Annotated in this window: 31 protein-coding genes; 24 read left to right on the top strand and 7 right to left on the bottom strand. The window is 37.7% G+C overall.

The features are described 5' to 3' along the window. The first annotated feature begins 1 nt into the window (after position 1). Positions 2-685: a YjjG family noncanonical pyrimidine nucleotidase gene (locus tag SK086_RS12595; RefSeq protein WP_324692060.1), complete on the top strand. Its 684-nt coding sequence runs from the start codon at positions 2-4 to the stop codon at positions 683-685. After that, positions 685-1,464, top strand: a complete 780-nt coding sequence (locus tag SK086_RS12590) for a hypothetical protein (protein ID WP_324692059.1) — start codon at positions 685-687, stop codon at positions 1,462-1,464. The genes SK086_RS12595 and SK086_RS12590 overlap by 1 nt, the downstream gene beginning before the upstream one ends. Before the next feature lie 9 nt (positions 1,465-1,473). On the opposite strand, the gene SK086_RS12585 is transcribed toward SK086_RS12590, so the two are convergent. Further along, positions 1,474-2,751 (bottom strand): replication-associated recombination protein A, encoded by a 1,278-nt coding sequence (locus tag SK086_RS12585; RefSeq protein ID WP_324692057.1) that lies wholly within the window; start codon positions 2,749-2,751, stop codon positions 1,474-1,476. Positions 2,752-2,972: 221 nt separating this feature from the next. Here SK086_RS12585 and SK086_RS12580 point away from each other — a divergent pair, with 221 nt between their 5' ends. Further along, entirely contained in the window at positions 2,973-3,737 is a 765-nt protein-coding gene (locus SK086_RS12580) for a rhomboid family intramembrane serine protease (protein WP_324692055.1), read from the top strand. A 181-nt stretch (positions 3,738-3,918) separates the two neighbouring features. On the opposite strand, the gene rlmB is transcribed toward SK086_RS12580, so the two are convergent. The 6 genes from rlmB to SK086_RS12550 all read right to left on the bottom strand — a co-directional run bounded on the left by rlmB (position 3,919) and on the right by SK086_RS12550 (position 12,851). After that, positions 3,919-4,653, bottom strand: coding sequence for a 23S rRNA (guanosine(2251)-2'-O)-methyltransferase RlmB (gene rlmB / locus SK086_RS12575; protein WP_324692054.1), 735 nt, complete (start codon positions 4,651-4,653; stop codon positions 3,919-3,921). A gap of 63 nt (positions 4,654-4,716) precedes the next feature. Beyond that, complete coding sequence (locus SK086_RS12570) at positions 4,717-5,517, bottom strand: hypothetical protein (protein WP_324692052.1); 801 nt, start codon at positions 5,515-5,517, stop codon at positions 4,717-4,719. Between the two features lie 65 nt (positions 5,518-5,582). Then, positions 5,583-6,500 (bottom strand): hypothetical protein, encoded by a 918-nt coding sequence (locus tag SK086_RS12565; protein ID WP_324692050.1) that lies wholly within the window; start codon positions 6,498-6,500, stop codon positions 5,583-5,585. Positions 6,501-6,511: 11 nt separating this feature from the next. Continuing rightward, complete coding sequence (locus tag SK086_RS12560) at positions 6,512-7,930, bottom strand: SusD/RagB family nutrient-binding outer membrane lipoprotein (protein ID WP_324692048.1); 1,419 nt, start codon at positions 7,928-7,930, stop codon at positions 6,512-6,514. An 8-nt stretch (positions 7,931-7,938) separates the two neighbouring features. After that, positions 7,939-11,082 carry a SusC/RagA family TonB-linked outer membrane protein gene (locus SK086_RS12555; RefSeq protein WP_324692046.1) on the bottom strand — a complete coding sequence of 1,048 codons (3,144 nt, stop codon included), beginning with the start codon at positions 11,080-11,082 and terminating at the stop codon, positions 7,939-7,941. Between the two features lie 95 nt (positions 11,083-11,177). Further along, complete coding sequence (locus SK086_RS12550; RefSeq protein WP_407652329.1) at positions 11,178-12,851, bottom strand: BamA/TamA family outer membrane protein; 1,674 nt, start codon at positions 12,849-12,851, stop codon at positions 11,178-11,180. A 175-nt stretch (positions 12,852-13,026) separates the two neighbouring features. Between SK086_RS12550 and rpsL the strand changes: the two genes are divergently transcribed. The 21 genes from rpsL (at position 13,027) to rplR (ending at position 24,403) form a co-directional block, all read left to right on the top strand. Next, positions 13,027-13,410 (top strand): 30S ribosomal protein S12, encoded by a 384-nt coding sequence (rpsL, locus tag SK086_RS12545; protein ID WP_007136570.1) that lies wholly within the window; start codon positions 13,027-13,029, stop codon positions 13,408-13,410. A gap of 25 nt (positions 13,411-13,435) precedes the next feature. Next, the gene (gene rpsG / locus SK086_RS12540; protein WP_290877637.1) at positions 13,436-13,912 is read left to right on the top strand and encodes a 30S ribosomal protein S7; all 477 of its coding nucleotides are present in this window, start codon (positions 13,436-13,438) and stop codon (positions 13,910-13,912) included. Between the two features lie 10 nt (positions 13,913-13,922). Beyond that, the gene (fusA, locus tag SK086_RS12535; RefSeq protein WP_290877640.1) at positions 13,923-16,079 is read left to right on the top strand and encodes an elongation factor G; all 2,157 of its coding nucleotides are present in this window, start codon (positions 13,923-13,925) and stop codon (positions 16,077-16,079) included. Between the two features lie 11 nt (positions 16,080-16,090). Further along, entirely contained in the window at positions 16,091-16,396 is a 306-nt protein-coding gene (gene rpsJ / locus SK086_RS12530) for a 30S ribosomal protein S10 (protein ID WP_026710316.1), read from the top strand. Between the two features lie 258 nt (positions 16,397-16,654). Next, positions 16,655-17,272: a 50S ribosomal protein L3 gene (gene rplC, locus SK086_RS12525; RefSeq protein ID WP_295338639.1), complete on the top strand. Its 618-nt coding sequence runs from the start codon at positions 16,655-16,657 to the stop codon at positions 17,270-17,272. Further along, complete coding sequence (gene rplD, locus SK086_RS12520) at positions 17,272-17,901, top strand: 50S ribosomal protein L4 (RefSeq protein WP_295338643.1); 630 nt, start codon at positions 17,272-17,274, stop codon at positions 17,899-17,901. Before rplC ends, rplD begins: the two co-directional genes overlap by 1 nt. 6 nt (positions 17,902-17,907) lie before the next feature. Continuing rightward, complete coding sequence (gene rplW, locus SK086_RS12515; RefSeq protein ID WP_324692037.1) at positions 17,908-18,198, top strand: 50S ribosomal protein L23; 291 nt, start codon at positions 17,908-17,910, stop codon at positions 18,196-18,198. 6 nt (positions 18,199-18,204) lie between these two features. Further along, a complete protein-coding gene (gene rplB, locus SK086_RS12510; RefSeq protein WP_295338649.1) occupies positions 18,205-19,029 on the top strand; it encodes a 50S ribosomal protein L2 in 825 nt (274 codons plus the stop codon). A gap of 10 nt (positions 19,030-19,039) precedes the next feature. Beyond that, the gene (gene rpsS / locus SK086_RS12505) at positions 19,040-19,318 is read left to right on the top strand and encodes a 30S ribosomal protein S19 (RefSeq protein ID WP_007136562.1); all 279 of its coding nucleotides are present in this window, start codon (positions 19,040-19,042) and stop codon (positions 19,316-19,318) included. 6 nt (positions 19,319-19,324) lie between these two features. Then, a complete protein-coding gene (gene rplV / locus SK086_RS12500; protein ID WP_188601661.1) occupies positions 19,325-19,735 on the top strand; it encodes a 50S ribosomal protein L22 in 411 nt (136 codons plus the stop codon). Positions 19,736-19,743: 8 nt separating this feature from the next. Beyond that, complete coding sequence (rpsC, locus tag SK086_RS12495) at positions 19,744-20,490, top strand: 30S ribosomal protein S3 (RefSeq protein WP_295338657.1); 747 nt, start codon at positions 19,744-19,746, stop codon at positions 20,488-20,490. A 17-nt stretch (positions 20,491-20,507) separates the two neighbouring features. Then, positions 20,508-20,933, top strand: a complete 426-nt coding sequence (rplP, locus tag SK086_RS12490) for a 50S ribosomal protein L16 (RefSeq protein ID WP_131476292.1) — start codon at positions 20,508-20,510, stop codon at positions 20,931-20,933. Between the two features lie 13 nt (positions 20,934-20,946). After that, on the top strand, positions 20,947-21,138 hold the full coding sequence (gene rpmC / locus SK086_RS12485) for a 50S ribosomal protein L29 (RefSeq protein ID WP_324692016.1): 192 nt from the start codon (positions 20,947-20,949) through the stop codon (positions 21,136-21,138). Positions 21,139-21,157: 19 nt separating this feature from the next. Continuing rightward, positions 21,158-21,415 carry a 30S ribosomal protein S17 gene (rpsQ, locus tag SK086_RS12480; protein ID WP_324692119.1) on the top strand — a complete coding sequence of 86 codons (258 nt, stop codon included), beginning with the start codon at positions 21,158-21,160 and terminating at the stop codon, positions 21,413-21,415. Between the two features lie 2 nt (positions 21,416-21,417). Further along, positions 21,418-21,786, top strand: a complete 369-nt coding sequence (gene rplN, locus SK086_RS12475; RefSeq protein WP_007803649.1) for a 50S ribosomal protein L14 — start codon at positions 21,418-21,420, stop codon at positions 21,784-21,786. 12 nt (positions 21,787-21,798) lie between these two features. Beyond that, positions 21,799-22,113, top strand: coding sequence for a 50S ribosomal protein L24 (gene rplX, locus SK086_RS12470; protein WP_171222654.1), 315 nt, complete (start codon positions 21,799-21,801; stop codon positions 22,111-22,113). Positions 22,114-22,115: 2 nt separating this feature from the next. Further along, on the top strand, positions 22,116-22,667 hold the full coding sequence (rplE, locus tag SK086_RS12465; protein ID WP_324692007.1) for a 50S ribosomal protein L5: 552 nt from the start codon (positions 22,116-22,118) through the stop codon (positions 22,665-22,667). Positions 22,668-22,670: 3 nt separating this feature from the next. After that, complete coding sequence (rpsN, locus tag SK086_RS12460; RefSeq protein ID WP_131476287.1) at positions 22,671-22,940, top strand: 30S ribosomal protein S14; 270 nt, start codon at positions 22,671-22,673, stop codon at positions 22,938-22,940. A 142-nt stretch (positions 22,941-23,082) separates the two neighbouring features. Next, positions 23,083-23,481, top strand: coding sequence for a 30S ribosomal protein S8 (gene rpsH / locus SK086_RS12455; protein ID WP_131476286.1), 399 nt, complete (start codon positions 23,083-23,085; stop codon positions 23,479-23,481). Positions 23,482-23,495: 14 nt separating this feature from the next. Further along, on the top strand, positions 23,496-24,038 hold the full coding sequence (gene rplF / locus SK086_RS12450) for a 50S ribosomal protein L6 (RefSeq protein WP_290877986.1): 543 nt from the start codon (positions 23,496-23,498) through the stop codon (positions 24,036-24,038). A gap of 11 nt (positions 24,039-24,049) precedes the next feature. Beyond that, a complete protein-coding gene (rplR, locus tag SK086_RS12445; RefSeq protein ID WP_290877988.1) occupies positions 24,050-24,403 on the top strand; it encodes a 50S ribosomal protein L18 in 354 nt (117 codons plus the stop codon). The last annotated feature ends 2 nt before the right edge of the window (positions 24,404-24,405 follow it).

The following is a 24,405-nucleotide window of genomic DNA, read 5'->3' as shown; positions in this document are numbered from 1 at the left end:
CATGAAACACATCACAGATATTTTTTTTGACCTCGATCATACACTTTGGGATTTTGACGCCAATTCGGTTTTGGCTTTTGATAAAATCTTTAAAGAACAGCATCCAACCATAGACACCTATCAGTTCGTGGAAGTTTACGCGCCTATCAATCAAGCCTGTTGGAAATTGTACCAGGTCGATAAAATGACACATGAAGAATTGCGTTACCAGCGATTGAAACAATCTTTTGATGCGTTGCGTTATAAAATCTCCGACGAGGCTATTGATAAAATTGCTCACGATTACATTGTATTTTTACCGGATAATAACCAACTTTTTGAAGGCGCTTTGGAAGTTTTGGATTATTTATCGTCCAAGTATAATTTGCACATTATCACCAACGGTTTTGCCGAAGTACAGTATAAAAAAATAGCCAATTCCGGTTTAGAAGGCTATTTTAAAACCGTCACCAATTCGGAAATGGCGGGCGTAAAAAAACCGCATCGCAACATATTCGAATTTGCCTTATCTTTGGCTAAAGTCGATAAACAAAATGCTTTAATGATAGGTGACTGTATTGATGCCGATGTACGCGGTGCAATCGAATTTGGAATGGAAGCCATTTTGTTTGATGAAAAAAACACGCATACTACAGCAACCTTTACAAGAATTAATCATCTAAAAGAATTAAAAAACATACTCTAATGAAAAAAATAGCACTCTTGTTACTGTTCGTATCTTTTATGTCTTACTCTCAGGGAATTAATAATTATCAATATGTAATTGTTCCCAAAAAATTTGATGCCTTTAAAACGGATGACAAATACGGGATGAATACTTCTGTTAAACTATTGCTCCAAAAATACGGTTTCAAAGCCTATTTCAGTGACGAATCTTTTGCCAATGACACTATGAATCGTTGTGATTTTTTAACAGCAGATTTAATCAATGAAAGCGGAATTATGGTCACTAAAATCAGAGTGGCTTTAAAGGATTGTAAAGGCAATATTGTTTACCAAACCGAACTTGGAACCAGTCGTGAAAAACAATATTCTATAGCTTACAGCCAAGCACTGAGAGAAGCTGCCAAGTCGTTTGAAACTTTGAACTATAAGTATGAAGGCAAATCATTGCCATTTCAACCAACAACAGAAAAACCTGTGGTTAGGGTTTCCGAAACCAGAATTGAATCGGTTTCTACAACTAATACCGATGAGAAACCCGTGGTGAGAGTAAAAGACAACAAAATTGAGACTAAACCTAATGCTCCGTTCTTTTTTGCACAACCAACAGCTAACGGCTATCAAGTGGTTGACAACGAGCCTAAAGTCATCATGCGTTTGTACAACACTTCGCAAAAGAATGTGTTTATGGCCGATAAAAATGGGGTAAACGGAACCGTGTTACTCAAAGACGGACAATGGTTTTTTGAATACTACAATAACGGAAATTTGGTGTCAGAACCGATTAATTTGAAGTTTTAACCATTCAAACTAATACCCGTACTTATCTTTCCAACGGTTTTTCAAAAAGGTACGCATTTCGTTCTCGCGAGCATTGTTTCCCGGTTTGTAGAAATCTGTATTCCTGATTTCATCGGGTAAATATTCTTGTTCCGAGAAATTGTTGGCATAGTTGTGTGAGTATTGGTATTCTTCGCCATAACCCAATTCCTTCATCAGTTTGGTTGGTGCGTTGCGCAAATGAATCGGTACCGATAAATCGCCGGTTTGTTTCACCAAAGCTTGTGCTTCGCCAATGGCCATATAGCTGGCATTGCTTTTAGGCGATGTGGCTAAATATATCGCACACTGACTCAAGATAATTCGGCTCTCCGGATAGCCAATGGTAGAAACGGCTTGAAAGGTATTGTTGGCCATGATAAAAGCCGTCGGATTCGCGTTGCCAATATCTTCACTGGATAAAATTAACATTCTACGGGCGATGAATTTTACATCTTCGCCGCCTTCAATCATGCGCGCCAACCAATACACAGCGCCGTTGGGATCACTACCGCGGATGGATTTGATAAAAGCCGAAACAATATCGTAATGTTGTTCTCCGGTTTTGTCGTACAGCACTGTGTTTTGCTGCACCAATTCCAATACTTTGTCGTTGGTAATCGTAATTTGACCTTCAGGGCTGGCGTTGACAACGAGTTCAAAAATATTCAATAGTTTACGGCCGTCACCACCCGAAAGTCGCAGTAAAGCCTCAGTTTCTTTTAATTTGATTTTTTTAGCGGAAATGATTTTGTCTTCCTTCATCGCGCGGTGCAACAAAGCCAACAAATCTTCCTTAGAAAACGGATTTAAAATATACACCTGACAACGTGACAACAAAGCAGGAATCACTTCAAAACTCGGATTTTCAGTCGTAGCACCTATGAGCGTTACCCAACCTTTTTCCACGGCTGCCAGCAAAGAATCTTGTTGTGATTTGCTGAAACGATGAATCTCGTCTATAAACAAAATCGGGTTTTTGGCGGTGAACAAGCCGCCGCTTTGTTTCGCTTTTTCAATCACGTCGCGGATGTCTTTCACCCCGCTGTTAATGGCGCTCAACTCGTAAAACGGACGGTTGCTTTGCTTGGCAATAATCTGCGCCAAAGTGGTTTTGCCTGTGCCCGGAGAACCCCAAAAAATCATCGACGGAATAACGCCACGAGCAATTTGCTGGGTCAACGAACCGTTTTCGCCTACCAAGTGTAACTGACTGATGTAGTCTTCCAAACGCTGCGGTCTGATGCGTTCTGCCAAAGGTGCTTCCATGCGGTAAAAATACAATTTTTATGAAGTTTAGGAGCCAAACGTTAGGGCATTTTTTACACCGTGTTCCCGCTGTCCGAGTTACACGGTAACTTCTACCATCGGGGCTAAATACAAACTAAAGGCTTCTTTTAAACTTGTTTTAAAATACCTTAAACTGACAAATTAGCACTATTTTTATCTTGGCGGTGTTTTTGACAAGTCAAATGCGTTATTTTAAGCCTATGAACGATCAGCATCATTTTAAGTTTACGCCTTCGGTATGGATAGTGCCGGTTTTTTTGGTGTTGGTGATATGGAGCGTTTTCTTAGCGGAAGATCGCTTCAATCTCGATTGGACCAAACACGGCATTTATCCCCGAACCTGGCAAGGTTTGCAAGGTGTTTTGTTGAGTCCGTTTTTGCACGGTGATTTGAATCACATTGCCAACAATACTTTTCCGTTATTTATTTTAACAGCGGCGCTGATTTATTTTTACCGCGACATCTCACTCAAGGTGTTGGTTTACGGAATTGTCTTTTCCGGATTGATTACTTGGGTTATTGGGCGCGAAGCCTATCACATTGGTGCCAGTGGTTTGATTTATGTGTTGGTGTCTTTTATTTTCTTTAAAGGGATGATGACACAGTATTACCGACTCATGGCTTTATCGCTCACGGTGGTGATGTTATACGGCGGTATGATTTGGTATGTATTTCCTGAGGTTGACCGACAAATTTCCTGGGAAGGCCATTTGGCCGGATTCTTAACCGGTTTTGTTTTTGCCGCTATTTTTAAAACTCCCGATTATAAAAAAGCCATCCAATATGAATGGGAGAAACCCGATTTTAATCCGGAGGACGATATGTTTATGAAGCATTTTGACGAGAACGGCAACTTTGTCAATACGCCGGAACCGGAGGAAATTGAAGAAGAAATTCCTCCAACTACAGTAAATTACGTTTACATCTACAAAGCAGTGACAGACGATAACAAGTCGGCCGAATAGATAGCTCTTTAGCCCCGATTCCTTCGGCAATTCGCTACACTCGTGTGAAGAGAAAATAAAAAGTCCCGAGTAATCGGGACTTTTTTATTGTAACGTAAAGCGGGAATACGGATTCCTAAATAGCCCAAGCCATTCGCTATTAATATTAAATATTAGATATTAAATATAAAATATAAGGGTATTATTGTCTTTGACGAACTGTTTCGTAAAGAAACGCACCGCAGGCTACAGAAACATTTAAGGAACCGATAGTACCGAACATAGGAAGTTTGGCTTTTTCATCTACAATTTTCAACACCGACGGGTTGATGCCGCGGTCTTCGCTACCCATGATGATGGCAATGGGTTCGTTGAGGTTTAGACTGTATAGGCTGTCTTCGGTTTTTTCGGTGGCGGCTACGGTTTTGATGCCGCTGCCTTGCAGGTAAAAAATGGCGTCTTTGATGTGATCGACTTTGCAAATCGGTACATTGAAAACGGCCCCTGCAGAGGTTTTTACGGTGTCACCGTTTACCGGAGCGGAACCGGTTTTTTGCACTATAATACCGTCAACTCCGGTACATTCTGCCGTTCTGATGATGGCACCAAAGTTTCGGGCATCACTGAGTTGGTCGAGGATTAAGAATAAAGGCGTTTTGCCGCTTTCCACAACACTGTCTACTAAGGTTTCCAAATTAACGAAGGAAATAGGGGCAATGGTCGCCACAGCACCTTGGTGGTTGTTGATGGTTAAACGGTTGAGTTTTTCTACGGGAACGTATGAGAAATTGATGCTGTTTTTTTTCAGGGTTTTGAGCAGTTCTTGCATCAATTCGCCTTGCGCATCGGTTTGAATAAAGACTTTGTCGATTTCCTTACCTGCGTTAACGGCTTCAATTATGGCTCTGATTCCGAAGATTTGATTTTCTTTTTCCATGGCGCAAAGATATAAAAAAACCACCAGTGAAAACTGGTGGTTTTAGATTAGAACAATTTAATGTTATGGTTGTTGCAAAACAAAGTTTGGCCAGTTAGAGCCATCTGTTCTTGTTAAGGTTGTATCTCCATATTCGCCGTAATCATTTTCCCAGTGGAAAGACATGTCAGCACCGTTGATTACTAAGTTTGAGAATGTGAATACCTCATTGTACTGATCTACACCTGCATAAGCAATTTCACCACAAAGGTCTACAAATTGAACCCCAGTTGCGATATTGCCCGGTCCATATAAACCTCTCCAGCCTCCGAAAGAAGCATCAGAAAGATTGTATACCCCTCCGCCAACAGCAGTAAAAGTTACGTTTCCGGTAACCGGACCGGCTGCGAATTCACCTGTTGGGGCAGATACATTGGTAGTAGAGTAGCTGTAAGTACCTGCTAAATCAGAATAACAATCAATGATAGTAAATGACAATTCTTGAGATGTAATGCTGGCATTTGAAGTGTTTGCATTACTAACACGAAGAGTGAAAGTTTCATCATCTTCATCTTCGTCGTCATTTAAGATTTTAATCTCTCCTGAAACTGAAGTAGTATAGGCAGGAATGATAAGTTCATGATCGTATTCGAAATCACTATCATCAGCATCACCAGCTGTTTGAAGAACAGAAACGTGAATATCAATTGATTGAGGTTTGTTTAGCGTAATGGTATACGTGTATACACCTTCGTCACCCTCTCTAACGGTTTGCGAATTAGTCAAAGGACTATCTAATGAAATAGTTCCCACAACATCTTCTGCTACGATTAGGTTACTGTACCCTGTAGCATCACCAGAGTCATCACAAGAGATGAACATCATAGAAGACAAAAGTAAACCTAGTCCAAATTTATTATAAAATATTTTTTTCATGATAGTTTTTTTAATTAGTCAACTATTTTTTCTAAAACTTGATAGAAAACTCTTGGTCCTACTGCACCGGAAGTAGTATTGTATCCGAAAGACATTACCAAACGATCTTTTCCTTCTACATCATCTCTAATCACGTAATTTGAAGAGCCACAATATACTGGGGTCATATCAGCAGGATTAGATAAACATGTGATAAAAGGTTGGCCATTACCTGATTGAGGTGTGCCATCAGGAGTATTGTCAGGATAGCCTATCACATCATTCTCGTCGATTGTAAAATAATATTCATTTCCACTGAATACTCCGAAATATTCAACTACTCTATAAGTTGTTGAATTTACCGATTCGATAGTGGTTGAAGCCGGCCAGTCTGCAGCAGTGTAAGTTAATACGCCTAATCTGTAGTATTCTGCTTCAACACAACGATAATTCCCGGCGAAACGGGTTCCTACTGAAACTTTTGTTGATTTATTGTTTAGAGCTTCGTTTCCGCTTGAAGTTTTAGAAACATAGGTAAGTGTCCAATAATCACCGATTTCTAATTCAGTATCATTTGTAGGCAACGGTTGACCGTTAACAATAATTCCTTCACTGAGTTCGTTATAAGTAAAATTGAAATTTATAGTTTCCAATTGTGTTGCATTTGGAAAAGTAACATTTTTTAAAAATACTCTATTTGAAGTTGTTCCGTCAACAGATGTGAATTGTTTGTAAACGTCTACAGATTCAACAGATACATCACCTTGGAAAGCTCCTAATGCTGCAGTGTATTGGAATTCATTTCCGTTACCAACAACATAAGCGACCAAATTGTTTTTAACATCCAATAAACCTCCTTCATTTTTATTTCCGGTAAGAACATCATTGTCCTTTTCGCATGACACCACACCCAAAGATGCGACAGCCATAAATAAATAAATAAATTTTTTCATAGTTTTTTGTATTAGTTCATCCACCAAACTTTAGAAAGCATAGTGTCGCCATTATCTAATAAGGCAACAGCAGCTTGGTAGTTTGCTTGGTTAAAGTTTTGTGAATCGGTTGAATAATAGAATCTTTTTGGAATAGCACTGATTTGTGCGTCAACAACTGGAGATAAGGCTGGTTGTCCGGTTCTTCTCCATTCTGTCCACGACTCAATTCCTTGTCCGTAAAGAGCAAGCCACATTTGTAAACCAATTTTTTCTTTACCGGCTGTTACAGTAGTAAAGTCAAGGGAAGGCTGACTCAAGTAAGTTGCTATTGCTCCGGAAGAAACTCCGTTAAAGTTCATGTTGGCAGTAATACCATTTCTGTAGTGCGTATCAGCTGTTGGAACACCACCAGGGATGATGCCTGTTAAAGCTGCTTCTGCTAAGTATAATTCTACTTGAGCATAAGACAATAGTACACCTGGTAAGGTAGGCGATAAATAGTCTTCACCTGGTGAAGAGAAACCATTGTAGTTGCCCGGGTTTTCAACACCAGGTACATTACCTACATAAGCTCCCACATCGTTAACTTGTGCAAAAACACCTAGTCTAGGATCGGATAATTGGTTTAATTCATCAACAAGTACTGAACTTACTTTGTATTCTGCTCTGTTACCGTAAACGATAGTTTCGTAGATTGGATTAGCATCAGGTTGTGAAGCAGTGTAAGCCAATTGTGCTGAATCATCGTTAGAAGACATTAATAAACCTGAGTTTACTAACGCAGTTACTTCTGCAGAAACATTTCTTTTTCCGGAAATTCTCATTAGAGCTTTTAATTTTAGAGAAGCTCCGAATTTTCGCCATTTGGCTACATCACCTTGGTAAATGAAGTCAGCTGTTGCAGTAAATTCACCACTTCCGTTAGCAAATAAAGCTTCTGCTTGATCTAATAAATCAAGAATTCCGTCATAAACTACTTCTTCTGTGTCGTGAACCGGTTTAGTGATACCCGGTACTACAGCTTCATTGAATGGAACAGGGCCGAAGATATCGGTTAATATTTGGAAATTGTTGGCTTCCAATACTAAACTGATAGCTTGTAAGTTAGTGTTTCCGGTAGTTCCGGCTAATTCATAGGCAGCTTTACATTCTGCAATAGAACTGGCGTAAAGGTTCGTCCAAACTGAATTCATAACGGCTCTTCTTGGCGTGTATCTTTCTTCAGAATTGTATTGAACTTTTGACCATTGTTGTGCCCAACAAAGCCCCATATCTCCACCAATTTGTGCATTGTACAAAGTGTTTTGAGTAGTAATCATTGCAGATGATAGCAATAAATTAGGGTCTGTTGTTTGGGAATTATTTGGAGAGGTGTTGATCTCTTCAAAATTTTTATCACAGCTCCAAAGAGTGAGTGCTGCGACAAATAAGGCAAATATTTTTTTCATAACTTTTTTTAGAATTTAATGTTAATGTTAAACCCATAAGTTCTTGCTGAAGGTAATTGACCAAATTCTTGACCTTGCTCACCATTAGCGCTACTGAATCCTGTTTCAGGATCAATATGAGGAACTTTTTTGTAAAGGATAGCTAAGTTTCTACCTACTACTGACACTCTGAAATCTTGAATGAAAGTACCGGTCAACCATTTTTTAGGCAATGAATATCCTAAAACAATTTGTCTAAGTTTTACATAACTGGCATCAAATACTCCACTTTCTGTAAAGTTTGAGTAATCGTAGGCTGTTTGATTGAATGTTTTAGCATCTACCACTACGTTATTTGGAGTGTATCCGCCGTTTCCATCAGAAACTACACCGTTTCCGATTACCCCAGTCTCTCTTCCGATTAAAGACTCTTCCAATGTTCCGGCATATCTACCCCACATATAAGTCATAGAGAAGATGTCACCACCCATTTTAGCATCAATTAAGGTGCTTAAATCGAAGTTTTTGTATTTGAAAGTAAAGTTAGCACCTCCTGTCCAATCAGGAGTAATATTTCCTAATACAACTTTTTCGGTGTTGTTAACTTGAGGTAAACCGTTCTCATAAATTATTTGACCGGCATCATTTCTTAAGAAAGGATATCCAACGATTGATCCATAAGCTTCGCCTACACGGGCTTGTAATTCCATATCCCATTGACCGCCTAATACATAGGCATCAGTCAAACCTAAGCTAACCACTTCGTTTTTGTTTTTAGCAAAGTTCAAGTCTACATCAAAAGAGAAATCTCCTTTTTTCAATACCGTAGCACCTAATTGTAACTCAATACCTTTGTTATTCATTTCTCCGGCATTTTCCCAAGAAGAGGTAAATCCTGAAGCTCCATCAATTTGTAATGGTAAGATTAAGTCTTTACTGGTCTGATCATAATAGGTAGCACTAAAACGAACTCTGTTGTTGAACGCGTTTAAGTCTAATCCGAACTCAACTCCAGTAGTACTTTCTGGTTTTAAGTTAGGGTTCCATTGCGTGTTAGGCACAGAAGAAATAGTACCAAAGTTGTTATTGCTTAAAGCAAAAGTTCTGTTTAAGCTGTATGGGTCTAAAGGTCCGATACCTCCAACTTTTGACCAACCTCCTCTAATTTTAGCATAACTGATTTTAGCTTTAGAAAAGTCAGCTAACTCAGAAAGAACTAATGATCCTGTTACTGCAGGGTAGAAGAAGGAGTTGTTTTGAGAAGGCAATACACTCGCCCAGTCATTACGTCCTGAGAAATCAAGGAAAGCATAGCCTTTGTATGATAATTGTCCGAATCCAAGAACACTGTTGATTCTTTGCTCTGTATAATCACTGTCGATAGTTGGAGTAGTTCCGGATTTTACGTTAGATAATGTAAATAGGCCCGGTAACTCTAAACCGCCGCTTAATTCTCCTAATTGTCTTGTACTTACTCTTTTCATAGAGTTCATACCGGCATTGATGGTCAAAGCCAAATCAGTGGTTAAATTTCTTTGGTAAGTTAAGATGGCTTCAGCGTTGATCTCAGAATATCTTCTGGCGATTTCAGCATAGTAACCGTCAATATTCTCGTTAGAACCTTTTTCGTTTCTCAAAGTTTCTCTTTGTGAATATTGGTCTAACATCAATTTACCGTTGATTGATAAGTTGTCTGTAAACTTGAAGTTTAAGAATGTATTACCGGTAATTCTGTCTTGATCAAAAGTATTGATGTTGGTTTCCAAATGCCAATAAGGGTTGTTTTGGAAATTGGTGTTCCAGTTTAATGGAGTTCCTGCAGCAGGTGTGTTAGCACCAGCCAAAGGTAAGTTTCTCCAGTCTTTTAAGTCAGAGAAATTAACGTTACGAGCAGACCAAATAAACTGTTGAACTACGTTTTGACTTGAATAACCAACAACTGGTAAATTATCACTTTTGTTGTTGAAGTAAGTCATGCTGATACCGGCAGATAATTTTTTGCCTAGGTTCATGTTTCCATTAAAACCTACATTGAATTTTTTGAATTCAGTAAAAGGAATCATCCCTTTTTCATCACTGTTTCCAATGGATAATCTGAAGTTTGAATTTTCACCACCACTAACGATAGATACGTTATTGGTTTGTGCAACACCTGTTTCATAGAAATCTTTAACGTTGTCAGGATGAGAAACCCATGGAGTAGGTAATCCGCCGTTTTTGTATGAGTCCCATTGAACAAAAGAAAGACCTCTGTCCAAAGCAGGTCCCCAGCTTTCGTCAACACCATCGTTGTATCCGCCTCCGGCACCATCAACAAATTCAAAATAATCTGAAGTTGCTCCTTGACCGTAAGAGTTTTGGAAGTTTGGTAAAACCAATGGGTTAGAGAAAGTGGTATTTGTGTTGAAAGAAACTTCGAACTTGTCTTTTTTCTTTCCAGATTTTGTATTGATTAAAACAACCCCTTTACTGGCACGAATACCGTAAAGTGCAGCAGCAGTTGGTCCTTTTAACACAGTAACTGATTCAATGTCATCAGGATTGATACTGGCAGCACCATTAGGTAAGTCTCTACCTCCGCCTGAACCTGAGTTACCGTAGCTGGTATTATCAAAAGGAACACCATCTATAACAAATAAAGCCTCATTGTTACCTGTAATAGTAGAAGCACCTCTCAAAACAATTCTTGAGGAAGATCCTACTGCTCCTGATGAATTGGTTACTTGAACCCCCGCAACTCTACCGGATAAGGCATTTACTAAATTTGATTCTCTCGCCTCAGTTAAAGCGCCTCCTTTTACAGATTGAGCGGCATAGGTTACGGCCTTCTCAGACTTTTTAACGCCTAAAGCCGTTACTACAACGCCTTCAAGCTCAACGGCCGCATCCATCATTTTAACGTTGATTGTTGCCGAATAAGCCACAATTTCTTGTGATTTCATGCCGACATAATTAAAAACTAATGTCTGTGTTGGAGAAGCACTAATGCTGAACTTACCGTCAAAATCGGTTTGAGTTCCCAACTTAGTCCCTTTAACAAGAACATTAACTCCCGGAATAGGCATACCGCTGTTATCAGTAACAACACCAGTAACAATCCTCTCTTGTGCAAAAGAAATTTGCACCAATAACGCTATAAAAAGCGTCAAGAATCCATTTAACTTTGTTTTCATTATTTAATTTGGTTATAATTAGTAAACCAAAAGTCTTAAATAATTCTTAAAAATCCTAATGAAATGTTAACTTTTATTCTTAATTCTTTAATTATTTAAAAATTAGCTTTAAAGCTGATGTGAACTATTGAATTTGATAGTTTGGCATCTTGATTTTTAGTACTGCCGTTTGCGTAGATGATATTGAAAAGACCGTTTTTAGTTAATAATCCGAATCCAAAACCAAGTCCCAGAAGATTTTCTTTGGTATTTGTAGTGGTGTCGTTAAAGTAACCATAGTCGAGTATGGTGTGGACATACAAATTTGAAGTTGCGATATAACGGTATTCGGTAAGTAAAGTGGTAATTGTGTTGGCTTGAAGGCTGTTTTCGTTGAACCCGCGTACGGAATTTATGCCTCCGAATCTGTAAAGCTCATTGGTGATGTAGCGGTTGCTTTTTAAATAGAAATTCTGGGTTTTAACTTGTATGATATTTTTTGGGTTCAGATAAAAATTGTGTTTGGCTAGTAAGCTTATAAAAAATTGGTTGTCGTTACCGGAATTGGCGTTTCTCTTTCCGTTTCCTACTTTAAGATTGATGTTGGTTTTTTCCGGGAATAAAAAATCAGTATTATTAAAATTGGTGAATTCCAAAGACGAGGTTAGAAAAGTGCTTTCAAAGTCGTTAATAGTAGTTGAATTTATGTTTTGAATGTCGCTTGACTCTGTTGACTGATAACCTAAGTATATTCGGGTGTTGTAGTTAAAGTAGTAGCCGATTTCTAAATTGGTTCTGGTATTTTGAAAGGTGCTGTCTTGTTTGAAAATATTCAAGTCGGCTTTCATTCCGAAAGGGCTTTTGAATAGATATGGAAGTTCCAAACTGAGGTTGAACGTTTTTTGGTCTTGCCCATCGCTTTTCCAATAAAGCGCAATTTTTTCACCCGAATTTAGAATGTTATTAAGGATTAAATCCAAGTAGCCGCTGACAACCAATTTGTCTTTTTCGTCATTGGTGAATCCAAGATATCCGTCAAATGAGTTTGGTTTTGCTTTTTCTAAGTAAACATAGATTTTAGTGGAATCCTTGGTAAACAAAATTTCGGGATATTTTTGCTGTTTGACAAAGCGGTATTTTTCAAAATCAGTATAAATTTTTTCTAGGCTTTTTTGGTTGAAGGTTTTGTTCTTGTGCAGACGCAAGATATTTTTTTTGTGGCCTTCGGGAAATTTAGGATAACCGTTTATGACTATGTTGTTGATGCTTCTTTTGATTTCTTTATTTACCGATAGAGAAGCGGTAATGAAATGAGGTTGTTTTTCAATGGAGGAAAGTTTGGCTTTGGCCATTGCGAAACCCTTATTCTCTAATTGTCTTGTTACAGTGTTTAATAAAAATTCTATTTCCTCAAAAGGCAAGGTTACAGAATCGTTCTTGAAGGAGAAGTTTTCGGGGATAAATTCCTGAAAATTTATACCTATATATATGCGCGCATATTTAATTCTGTTTTCGAGTTGGTATTTGTGTGTAAAAACAGAGTCGTTAACTTTATGGGTTTCGACGATTTTACAATCCAGATAGCCTTTCTTATTTAGCTTTTCTGTAAGTAAAATATTTTCTTCGGTAATGGATTTTAGAGATTTGTGTTTTTTTTCATAGCCAATACTGTCGATGATTTTGGTTTCGCTGTCATTGCTGCCGGAAATTTTCAAGTACAAGTTTTGAGCAGCGGTTTTTCCGCCAAAGAGGGATAAGAAAATAAGAAAGAATATCTTTTTCAATCGCATAGAGCTTTGCTTCAAAATAACGAAAAAAATCTCTTTTTATTACGGTTAATCAAATCTAAAAAGAATCTATTTGAAAATTAATTAATTAAGATTTGTTTCGATAAAAATAATTACTACATTTGCAACCCCTAAAAAAGGGGGATTTTAATAAATAAAGAAATTTTAGTATTTAATTATGCCAACAATTCAACAATTAGTAAGAACAGGAAGAACTCAAATCACTAAGAAGAGTAAATCGGTTGCTTTAGATTCTTGTCCTCAAAGAAGAGGTGTTTGTACGCGTGTTTACACTACTACTCCTAAAAAGCCAAACTCTGCGATGCGTAAAGTAGCGCGTGTACGTTTGACTAACGGAAATGAAGTGAATGCTTACATCCCTGGAGAAGGACACAATTTACAAGAGCACTCGATAGTATTAGTGAGAGGCGGAAGGGTAAAAGATTTACCAGGAGTTAGATACCACATTGTGCGTGGTGCGCTTGATACCTCAGGTGTAGCAGGAAGAACACAAAGAAGATCTAAGTACGGTGCTAAACGCCCAAAAGAAGCTAAAAAGTAATTTTAAAAACTTTTAAAGAAAAGACATGAGAAAAAGAGCGGCAAAGAAAAGACCACTTTTACCAGATCCAAGGTTTAATGACCAATTGGTAACACGTTTTGTAAACAACTTAATGTGGGACGGTAAGAAATCAACAGCTTTCAAAGTATTCTATGATGCAATTGATATCGTAGAAGCTAAAAAGAACAATGATGAAAAAACATCATTAGAAGTTTGGAAAGATGCTTTAACAAACGTTATGCCTCACGTAGAAGTGCGTAGTCGTAGAGTAGGTGGAGCTACCTTCCAAATTCCGATGCAAATCAGACCGGACAGAAAAATTTCTATGGCTATGAAGTGGATGATACTTTATGCTAGAAAAAGAAATGAAAAATCAATGGCCGGAAAATTAGCCTCTGAAATCTTAGCTGCGGCTAAAGAAGAAGGTGCTGCTGTTAAAAAGAGAATGGATACTCACAAAATGGCAGAAGCAAACAAAGCATTCTCTCACTTTAGATTTTAATATTTAAGAAATGGCTAGAGATTTAAAATTTACAAGAAATATCGGAATTGCGGCTCACATTGATGCTGGTAAAACAACAACTACTGAGCGTATATTATTCTATACCGGAAAATCACACAAAATTGGTGAGGTGCACGATGGTGCTGCAACAATGGACTGGATGGCGCAAGAGCAGGAAAGAGGGATTACTATTACTTCTGCTGCAACCACTTGTGAGTGGAACTTCCCAACTATCCAAGGTAAAGCAACTCCGGATACAAAACCGTACCACTTTAATATTATTGATACCCCGGGACACGTTGACTTTACTGTAGAAGTAAACCGTTCATTGCGTGTATTGGATGGATTAGTTTTCTTGTTTTCTGCTGTTGATGGTGTTGAGCCTCAATCAGAAACCAACTGGAGATTAGCGGATCAATATAGAGTTCCACGTATGGGATTCGTTAATAAAATGGACCGTCAAGGTTCTAACTTCTTAAATGTTTGTCAACAAGTTAGAGATATGTTGAAGTCTAATGCTGTTGCGATTACTTTGCCAATCGGTGAAGAAAATGACTTTAAAGGAGTAGTTGACTTAGTAAAAAACCAAGCTATCATATGGCATGACGCAACGCAAGGGGCAACTTTTGATATTGTAGATATTCCTGCTGATATGGTGGATGAAGTAAAAGCTTACCGTTCAACCTTGATTGAAGCAGTTGCTGAGTATGATGAAAATCTACTTGACAAATACATGGAAGATGAAAACTCAATCACTGAGGAAGAAATCAACAATGCATTAAGAGCTGCTACAATTGATATGGCTATCATCCCGATGATTGCTGGTTCATCTTTCAAAAACAAAGGTGTTCAATTTATGTTGGATGCTGTATGTAAATATTTGCCTTCTCCGTTAGATAAAGAAGGTATCGAAGGAATTCACCCTGATGATGCTGATTTATTGGAAGAAGATCAAACCAAAATCTTACGTCGTCCTGATGTAAAAGAGCCGTTTGCTGCTTTGGCATTTAAGATTGCAACTGACCCTTACGTTGGTCGTTTGGCTTTCTTCCGTGCTTATTCAGGTCGTTTAGATGCAGGTTCTTACATTTTGAACACGCGTTCTGGAAACAAAGAAAGAATTTCTCGTATCTACCAAATGCACGCTAACAAACAAAACCCAATCGAATATATCGAGGCAGGTGATATTGGAGCTGCTGTTGGATTTAAAGATATCAAGACTGGTGATACTATGTGTGATGAAAAACACCCAATCATTCTTGAATCTATGAAATTCCCTGATCCGGTAATTGGTATCGCTATCGAGCCAAAAACTAAAGCTGACGTTGATAAAATGGGTATGGCTTTGGCTAAATTAGCTGAAGAAGATCCTACATTTACCGTTAGAACTGACGAAGCTTCAGGTCAAACGATTATTTCAGGTATGGGTGAGTTGCACTTAGACATCCTTGTTGATCGTATGAAACGTGAGTTTAAAGTAGAAGTTAACCAAGGTGAGCCTCAGGTAGAGTACAAAGAAGCATTCACTAAATCGGCACAACACAGAGAAGTTTACAAAAAACAATCTGGTGGACGTGGTAAATTCGGAGATATTGTATTCCGTTTAGAGCCTGCTGACGTTATAGATGGTAAACCATTTGTTGGATTACAATTTGTTAACGAAGTAAAAGGTGGAAACGTTCCTAAAGAATATATTCCTGCTGTTGAGAAAGGTTTCAGAGAAGCTATGAAAACAGGTCCGTTAGCCGGATACACTGTAGATAGTTTGAAAGTTACTTTATTAGACGGTTCTTACCACCCGGTAGATTCTGATGCACTTTCTTTCGAGTTGGCTGCTAAAATGGGTTACAAAGAAGTGGCTAAGGCTGCCGGAGCTGTAATTCTTGAGCCAATCATGAAAATTGAAGTGATTACTCCTGAAGAAAACATGGGAGATATCGTAGGAGATTTGAACAGAAGAAGAGGTCAAGTGAATGACATGGGTGACAGAGCAGGTGCTAAAACAATCAAGGCACACGTTCCGTTGTCAGAGATGTTCGGTTATGTAACAACCTTAAGAACATTATCTTCAGGTAGAGCAACATCTACTATGGAGTTCTCTCACTACGAACAAACTCCTTCTAACATTTCTGAAGAAGTAATTAAAAAAGCAAAAGGTAACGCTTAATTTTTATCAAGATGAGTCAAAAAATTAGAATAAAATTAAAGTCTTACGATCACATGTTGGTTGATAAATCAGCTGAGAAAATCGTAAAAACTGTGAAAAGCACAGGTGCTGTTGTAACAGGTCCAATTCCGTTACCTACGCACAAAAAAATATTTACTGTATTGCGTTCTCCGCACGTTAACAAAAAAGCGAGAGAGCAGTTCGAAGTAAGTTCATACAAAAGATTATTAGATATCTACAGTTCTTCATCAAAAACAATTGATGCTTTAATGAAGCTTGAATTGCCTAGCGGTGTAGAAGTGGAAATCAAAGTCTGATTCTAGTATGATGTAAAATTAAATCCGTCTCGTTTAGTGAACGAGACGGATTTTTTATTTAGAGAGCTTCGGTGTAGTGTTTTTTTAGTTTGTTTTATCCGGTTTTAAGGTGTTTTTTGCGGTTTTGTGACTAGTTTAAAAAAATCTTAAAAAAAGGATAATCAATAGTTTGCATTCTAAAATAATTATTATACTTTTGCACGCTCGATTGGGGTAGTATGCCCTATTCAAAAATTAGTAATTTAAAATAAGTTTAATATGTCTGGGTTAATTGGAAAAAAAATCGGCATGACAAGCATCTTTGATGAAAACGGGAAAAACATTCCTTGTACAGTAATCGAAGCTGGTCCTTGTGTCGTTACCCAAGTCAGAACCAAAGAGGTTGACGGGTATGAGGCTCTTCAACTTGGTTTCGATGACAAATCAGAAAAACACGCTACTAAAGCTGATTTAGGTCACTTTAAAAAAGCGGGTACTTCTGCTAAGAAAAAAGTCGTTGAATTCCAAGGATTTGAAGAAAACTACAAATTAGGTGATAACATCACTGTGGAAGTATTCAGCGAAGGAGAATTTGTTGATGTACAAGGTGTATCAAAAGGGAAAGGTTTCCAAGGGGTTGTAAAACGTCACGGTTTTGGTGGGGTTGGACAATCTACACATGGTCAACACAACCGTTTAAGAGCGCCGGGATCTGTCGGAGCATCTTCTTATCCATCACGTGTATTCAAAGGAATGCGTATGGCCGGAAGAATGGGAGGAGATAATGTAAAAGTACAAAATCTTAGAGTTTTAAAAGTAGTGGCTGAAAAGAATCTACTTGTGGTGAAAGGTGCTATTCCTGGACACAAAAACTCTTATGTAATCATTCAGAAGTAATGGAAGTAAAAGTTTTAGATATCAACGGAAAAGATACTGGAAGAAAAGTTGAACTTTCTGATTCAGTATTCGGCATTGAGCCAAATAATCACGCAGTATATCTTGATGTTAAGCAATACTTAGCCAATCAAAGACAAGGTAACCACAAAGCTAAAGAAAGAGCTGAAGTTGCCGGAAGTACACGTAAGATTAAAAAACAAAAAGGTACAGGTACTGCTCGTGCAGGATCTAAAAAGAGTCCTTTGTTCAAAGGTGGAGGAACGGTTTTCGGTCCAAGACCAAGAAGCTACTCTTTCAAATTGAACAAAACTTTAAAAAGATTAGCTCGTAAATCGGCTTTATCTTTAAAAGTAAAAGAGTCAAATTTAGTAGTTGTGGAAGACTTCAATTTTGAAACACCAAACACTAAAAATTTCATTAACGTTTTGAAAGCTTTAGGGTTAGAGAACAAAAAATCATTGTTCGTGTTGGGTGATTTAAATAAAAATGTATATTTGTCGTCACGCAATTTAAAGGCTTCTAGCGTAGTAACTAACTCAGAATTAAGCACTTATGCTATTTTAAACGCTAATAATTTAGTGTTATCTGAAGGTTCTTTAGAAGGAATTGTTGAAAATTTAAGTAAATAACAGGCCATGAGTATCATAATTAAACCTATCATAACAGAAAAAATCACCAAAGAAGGTGAGGTTTTTAATCGTTTTGGTTTTGTTGTTGACAAAAAAGCCAACAAAGTTCAAATTAAGAAAGCTGTAGAGGCTGCTTATGGAATTACTGTTGTTGATGTGAACACGATGAACTACAGAGCTGACAGAACCGTAAAATATACAAAAAGCGGATTAATCAGCGGTAAAACAAATGCTTACAAAAAAGCAATTGTTCAAGTAAAAGAAGGAGAAACAATAGATTTTTATAATAATATCTAATAGAAAATGTCAGTTAGAAAATTAAAACCTATTACCCCGGGTCAGCGTTTTAGAGTTGTGAATGGTTTTGACGCCATTACAACTGATAAGCCGGAGCGCTCTTTGTTAGCACCGATAAAAAACTCAGGAGGTAGAAATAGTCAAGGAAAAATGACCATGCGTTATACAGGCGGTGGTCACAAACAAAGGTATCGTATCATTGATTTTAAAAGAACTAAAGTGGGAATCCCTGCTACAGTGAAATCAATCGAGTACGATCCAAACAGAACAGCTTTTATCGCGTTATTGTGGTATGCAGATGGGGAGAAAACCTATATTGTTGCTCAAAACGGATTACAAGTAGGACAAACAGTTGTGTCTGGTGAAGGTGCAGCTCCTGAAATTGGAAATACTTTGCCATTAAGCAAAATTCCTCTAGGAACTGTTATTTCTTGTATTGAATTGCGCCCTGGACAAGGAGCGGTTATCGCTCGTTCTGCAGGTACATTTGCTCAGTTAATGGCAAGAGACGGAAAATATGCTACTATCAAAATGCCTTCAGGTGAAACAAGATTGATCTTGTTAACTTGTTCAGCAACTATTGGAGCTGTTTCTAACTCTGATCACCAATTAATCGTATCTGGTAAAGCAGGTAGAAGCAGATGGTTAGGTAGAAGACCAAGAACAAGACCGGTAGCAATGAACCCAGTAGATCACCCAATGGGAGGTGGTGAAGGACGTTCATCTGGAGGTCACCCACGTTCTAGAAAAGGTTTACCGGCTAAAGGTTACAGAACTCGTTCTAAAGTTAACCCGAGCAACAAGTATATTGTAGAACGCAGAAAGAAATAATTAGATAGACATGGCACGTTCATTAAAAAAAGGACCATTTGTTCACTATAAATTAGATAAAAAAGTTCAGGAAAATATTGCCGGAGGTAATAAAGGAGTGGTTAAGACTTGGTCTAGAGCTTCAATGATTACACCGGACTTCGTAGGACAAACTATCGCAGTTCACAATGGTCGTCAATTTGTTCCGGTTTATGTAACTGAGAACATGGTAGGACATAAATTAGGAGAGTTTTCACCAACAAGATCTTTTAGAGGTCATGCTGGAGCAAAAAATAAAGGTAAAAAATAAGAAGCAATGGGAGTTCGTAAAAGAGAAACTGCAGACGCAAGAAAAGAGGCTAACAAGTCTATTGCCTTTGCTAAATTAAATAACTGCCCTACTTCACCTAGAAAAATGCGCTTAGTAGCAGACTTGGTAAGAGGTCAGAAAGTGGAAAGAGCTTTAAATATTTTAAGATTTAGCTCGAAAGAAGCTTCACGCAAATTAGAAAAACTATTATTATCAGCAATCAACAACTGGGAACAGAAAAATGCTGAAGGTAATGTAGCGGAAGCAGGCTTATTTGTTAAAGAAATCCGTGTAGACGGCGGCATGATGTTGAAAAGACTTCGTCCGGCTCCACAAGGAAGAGCACACAGAATTAGAAAACGTTCTAACCACGTAACTATCGTGTTAGGACAATTAGATAACACACAAAGTAATTAATAAACAGTATGGGACAAAAGACAAATCCAATTGGAAATCGCCTTGGTATCATCAGAGGATGGGATTCAAACTGGTATGGTGGAAATGATTACGGTGATAAAATCGCCGAAGATTATAAAATCAGAAAGTACATCCACGCTCGTTTATCAAAAGCTAGTGTGTCAAAAGTAATCATCGAGAGAACTTTGAAACTTGTAACCGTTACTATCACTACGGCTCGTCCAGGTATCATTATCGGTAAAGGCGGTCAAGAGGTAGACAAGTTAAAAGAAGAACTTAAGAAAGTTACTGACAAAGAGGTTCAAATCAACATCTTTGAAATCAAAAGACCTGAGTTAGATGCTTATTTAGTTGCAACAAGTATCGCTCGTCAAATCGAGAGCCGTATTTCATACAGAAGAGCTATTAAAATGGCTATCGCTGCAGCAATGCGTATGAATGCTGAAGGAATCAAAGTTTTGATTTCAGGTCGTTTGAACGGAGCTGAAATGGCACGTTCTGAGCAATTCAAAGAAGGAAGAATTCCTCTATCAACTTTCAGAGCCGATATTGATTATGCTTTAGGTGAAGCTCACACTACTTATGGTAGAATGGGTATCAAAGTATGGATCATGAAAGGTGAGGTTTACGGAAAAAGAGACCTTTCTCCATTGGTGGGCATGGATAAAAAACAAGCCGGTCAAGGTGGTGGAAAAAATGATGCTCCACGTGGTGGAAAATCAAACGGTAAACCAGGAGCTCGTAAAAGAAAGTAATTTTAAACTAAAGAAAGATGTTACAACCTAAAAGAACAAAATACCGTAAGGTACAGAAGGGTAGAATGAAAGGTGTTTCTCAAAGAGGACACGAGCTTTCTAATGGAATGTTTGGAATTAAATCAGTACATGAAACCGGAATGTTCTTAACTTCACGTCAAATCGAAGCTGCGCGTATCGCTGCAACTCGTTTCATGAAGAGAGAAGGACAGTTATGGATCAAAATTTTCCCGGATAAACCAATTACCAAAAAACCTCTAGAGGTTCGTATGGGTAAAGGAAAAGGAGCTGTTGAATATTGGGCAGCTGTAGTTAAGCCAGGAAAAATCATGTTTGAAGTAGGTGGCGTGCCACTATCAGTTGCTAAAGAAGCTTTGCGTTTAGCCGCTCAAAAACTTCCAGTTAAAACTAAGTTTGTAGTTGCTAGAGATTTCGAAGCATAATCAAAAAAATATTATGAAACAATCAGAAATTATCAATCTGTCTGCAGCTGAGTTGCAAGTGAAACTTACTGAGTTGAGAAAAGCTTATATGGATTTAAAATCTACACATGCTATTTCTCCAATCGCCAATCCACTTCAAGTCAGAAGTGCCCGAAGAGCTGTTGCTAGAGTAGCAACTGAGCTAACTAAAAGAGAGTTACAATAATTGTATGCTAGCTGAAAAGATGGAAAAAAGAAATTTAAGAAAAGAAAGAATAGGTGTGGTTACCTCTAACAAAATGGATAAATCCATTGTTGTAGCTCAAGTAACTAAAGTAAAACACCCATTATATGGTAAGTTCGTATTGAAAACTAAAAAGTTTCATGCACACGACGAAAAAAACGACTGTAACATCGGTGATACTGTAAAGATCATGGAAACAAGACCTTTATCTAAAACCAAATGTTGGAGATTAGTTGAAATCATTGAAAGAGCGAAGTAATTATGGTACAACAGGAATCAAGATTAAAAGTAGCAGATAACACAGGAGCAAAAGAAGTTTTGACTATCCGTGTTTTAGGAGGAACGAAACGTCGTTATGCCTCTGTTGGAGATAAAATTGTAGTGTCAATTAAAGATGCAACACCAAACGGAAACGTAAAAAAAGGTGCTGTTTCTACTGCAGTTGTTGTACGTACCAAAAAAGAAGTGAGAAGAGCCGATGGTTCTTATATCCGTTTCGACGATAATGCATGTGTTCTTTTGAATGCTGCAGGAGAAATGAGAGGAACTCGTGTTTTTGGTCCGGTTGCAAGAGAACTTCGTGAAAAACAATTCATGAAAATTGTATCATTAGCACCAGAAGTGCTTTAATTCGTTAGTAAGATGATAAAGCTAAAAATAAAATCAGGAGATGTAGTAAAAGTTATCGCCGGTGACCACAAAGGTTCGGAAGGTAAAGTTTTACGCGTTGACCGTGAAAAAAACAAAGCCATCGTTGAAGGTGTAAATATGGTGTCTAAACACACTAAGCCAAGTGCTAAAAACCCTCAAGGAGGAATTGTTAAGAAAGAAGCTCCTATCCATATTTCCAACATTGCCTTAATTGATCCAAAATCAAAAAGCGCAACTAAAGTGGGAATCAAGGTAGAAGGAGATAAGAAAGTGAGATTTTCAAAAAAATCTAATCAAGTATTATAGTTATGGCTTATACACCTAGACTTAAACAAGAATATAAGGACAGAGTAATTGCTGCCCTTAAAGAAGAATTCGGTTATAAAAACGTTATGCAAGTTCCTAAATTGGAAAAAATCGTTTTAAGCCGTGGCGTTGGAGCTGCAGTATCAGATAAGAAATTAGTTGATTATGCAGTGGATGAGTTAACTAAAGTTACCGGTCAAAAAGCAGTAGCTACTATTTCCAAAAAAGACGTTGCGTCTTTCAAATTGAGAAAAGGCATGCCAATCGGAGCTAAAGTAACCCTTAGAGGAGAAAGAATGTATGAGTTCTTAGACAGATTGATTACATCTTCTTTACCACGTGTAAGAGATTTTAACGGTATCAAAGCTACAGGTTTTGACGGAAGAGGTAACTACAACTTAGGGGTAACTGAGCAAATCATTTTCCCTGAAATTGATATCGACAAAGTAAACAAAATCTCCGGATTGGATATTACTTTCGTAACTTCTGCAAAAACAGATAAAGAAGCAAAGTCATTATTGGCTGAATTAGGTTTACCTTTTAAAAAGAATTAAGACATGGCTAAAGAATCAATGAAAGCCCGTGAGGTTAAAAGAGCTAATACGGTAGCAAAGTACGCTGAAAAAAGAAAGGCTTTATTAGAAGCCGGAGATTACGAAGGCTTACAAAAATTACCAAAAAATGCTTCACCGGTTCGTATGCACAATCGTTGCAAATTAACAGGTAGACCAAGAGGATATATGAGACAATTTGGTATTTCACGTGTTACTTTCCGTGAAATGGCAAACCAAGGATTAATCCCGGGAGTAAAAAAAGCCAGCTGGTAATAGTTGGAATTTCAGCAGATAATTGTACATTTGCCGGATTTTTGCCGGTAACGTGCAATTATCTGCTTTAAAAATTGAGTTTAATGGCTTCAGGTTCAGGGGAATAGTTCCTTTTGAAAACCGTTGCCGAATTTTAATAAATATGTATACAGATCCAATTGCAGATTATCTTACGAGAGTTAGAAATGCAGTGATGGCTAACCACAAAGTGGTAGAAATCCCGGCTTCTAACTTGAAAAAAGAAATCACGAAGATTTTATTCGATCAAGGATATATCTTGAGCTACAAGTTTGATGACAGTACTGTACAAGGTACCATCAAAATCGCTTTGAAGTATGATAAAGATACTAAAGAGCCGGTAATTAAAGATATCCAAAGAATTAGTAAACCAGGTTTACGTAAATATGCAGGTGCTGCAAAACTACCTAGAATCCTTAACGGATTAGGAATTGCTATTGTTTCCACTTCTAAAGGTTTGATGACCGGGAAACAAGCTAAGCAATTAAATGTTGGTGGAGAAGTAATTTGTTACGTATACTAAAAAACAGTTAAACAATGTCAAGAATAGGTAAAAATCCAATTTCGATTCCTGCAGGTGTAACTGTTGATGTAAACGCTACTACAGTTACTGTAAAAGGAAAATTAGGTCAACTTTCACAAGAGTACTCAGGTGTAACAGTAAAAGTTGAAGAAGGTCAAGTAATCGTTGAAAGATCTTCTGACAACAAAGAATATAGAGCAAAACACGGATTATACAGATCTTTAATCAACAATATGATTGTAGGTGTATCTGAAGGTTTTACAAAAGAATTAGAATTGGTAGGAGTAGGTTACAGAGCTTCTAACCAAGGTCAAAAATTAGACTTAGCCTTAGGTTTTTCACACAATATCGTTTTAGAAGTAGCTTCTGAAGTGAAATTAGAAACGATTTCTGAGAAAGGTAAAAACCCTATCGTTAAGTTAACGTCACATGACAAACAGCTTTTAGGTTTGGTTTCTGCGAAAATCAGAGGCTTCCGTAAGCCTGAGCCTTACAAAGGAAAAGGTGTTAAGTTTGTTGGTGAAGTATTAAGAAGAAAAGCAGGTAAATCAGCGTAAAAATTAGCATTATGTCATTAACAAAAACTGAAAGAAGACAAAGAATTAAATTCAGAATCAGAAAGATTGTTAGCGGTACTGCTGCTAAACCAAGATTATCTGTTTTCAGAAGTAATAAAGAAATCTATGCACAACTCATTGATGATGTGAATGGAGTTACTTTATTGGCTGCTTCATCAAAAGATAAAGGAGTTGATCTAAAAGGTACTAACGTTGAAATCGCTGCTGCTGTTGGAAAACTAGCTGCCGAAAAAGCGTTAAAAGCCGGAATCACGGAAGTAACTTTCGACAGAGGAGGTTATTTGTACCACGGTCGTATTAAATCATTAGCTGAAGGCGCAAGAGCCGCTGGACTTAAATTCTAATA

It is taken from the genome of Flavobacterium cheonhonense (assembly GCF_035671315.1).
GTDB lineage: Bacteria > Bacteroidota > Bacteroidia > Flavobacteriales > Flavobacteriaceae > Flavobacterium > Flavobacterium cheonhonense.
This window is presented reverse-complemented; position numbering and strand designations above follow the sequence as displayed.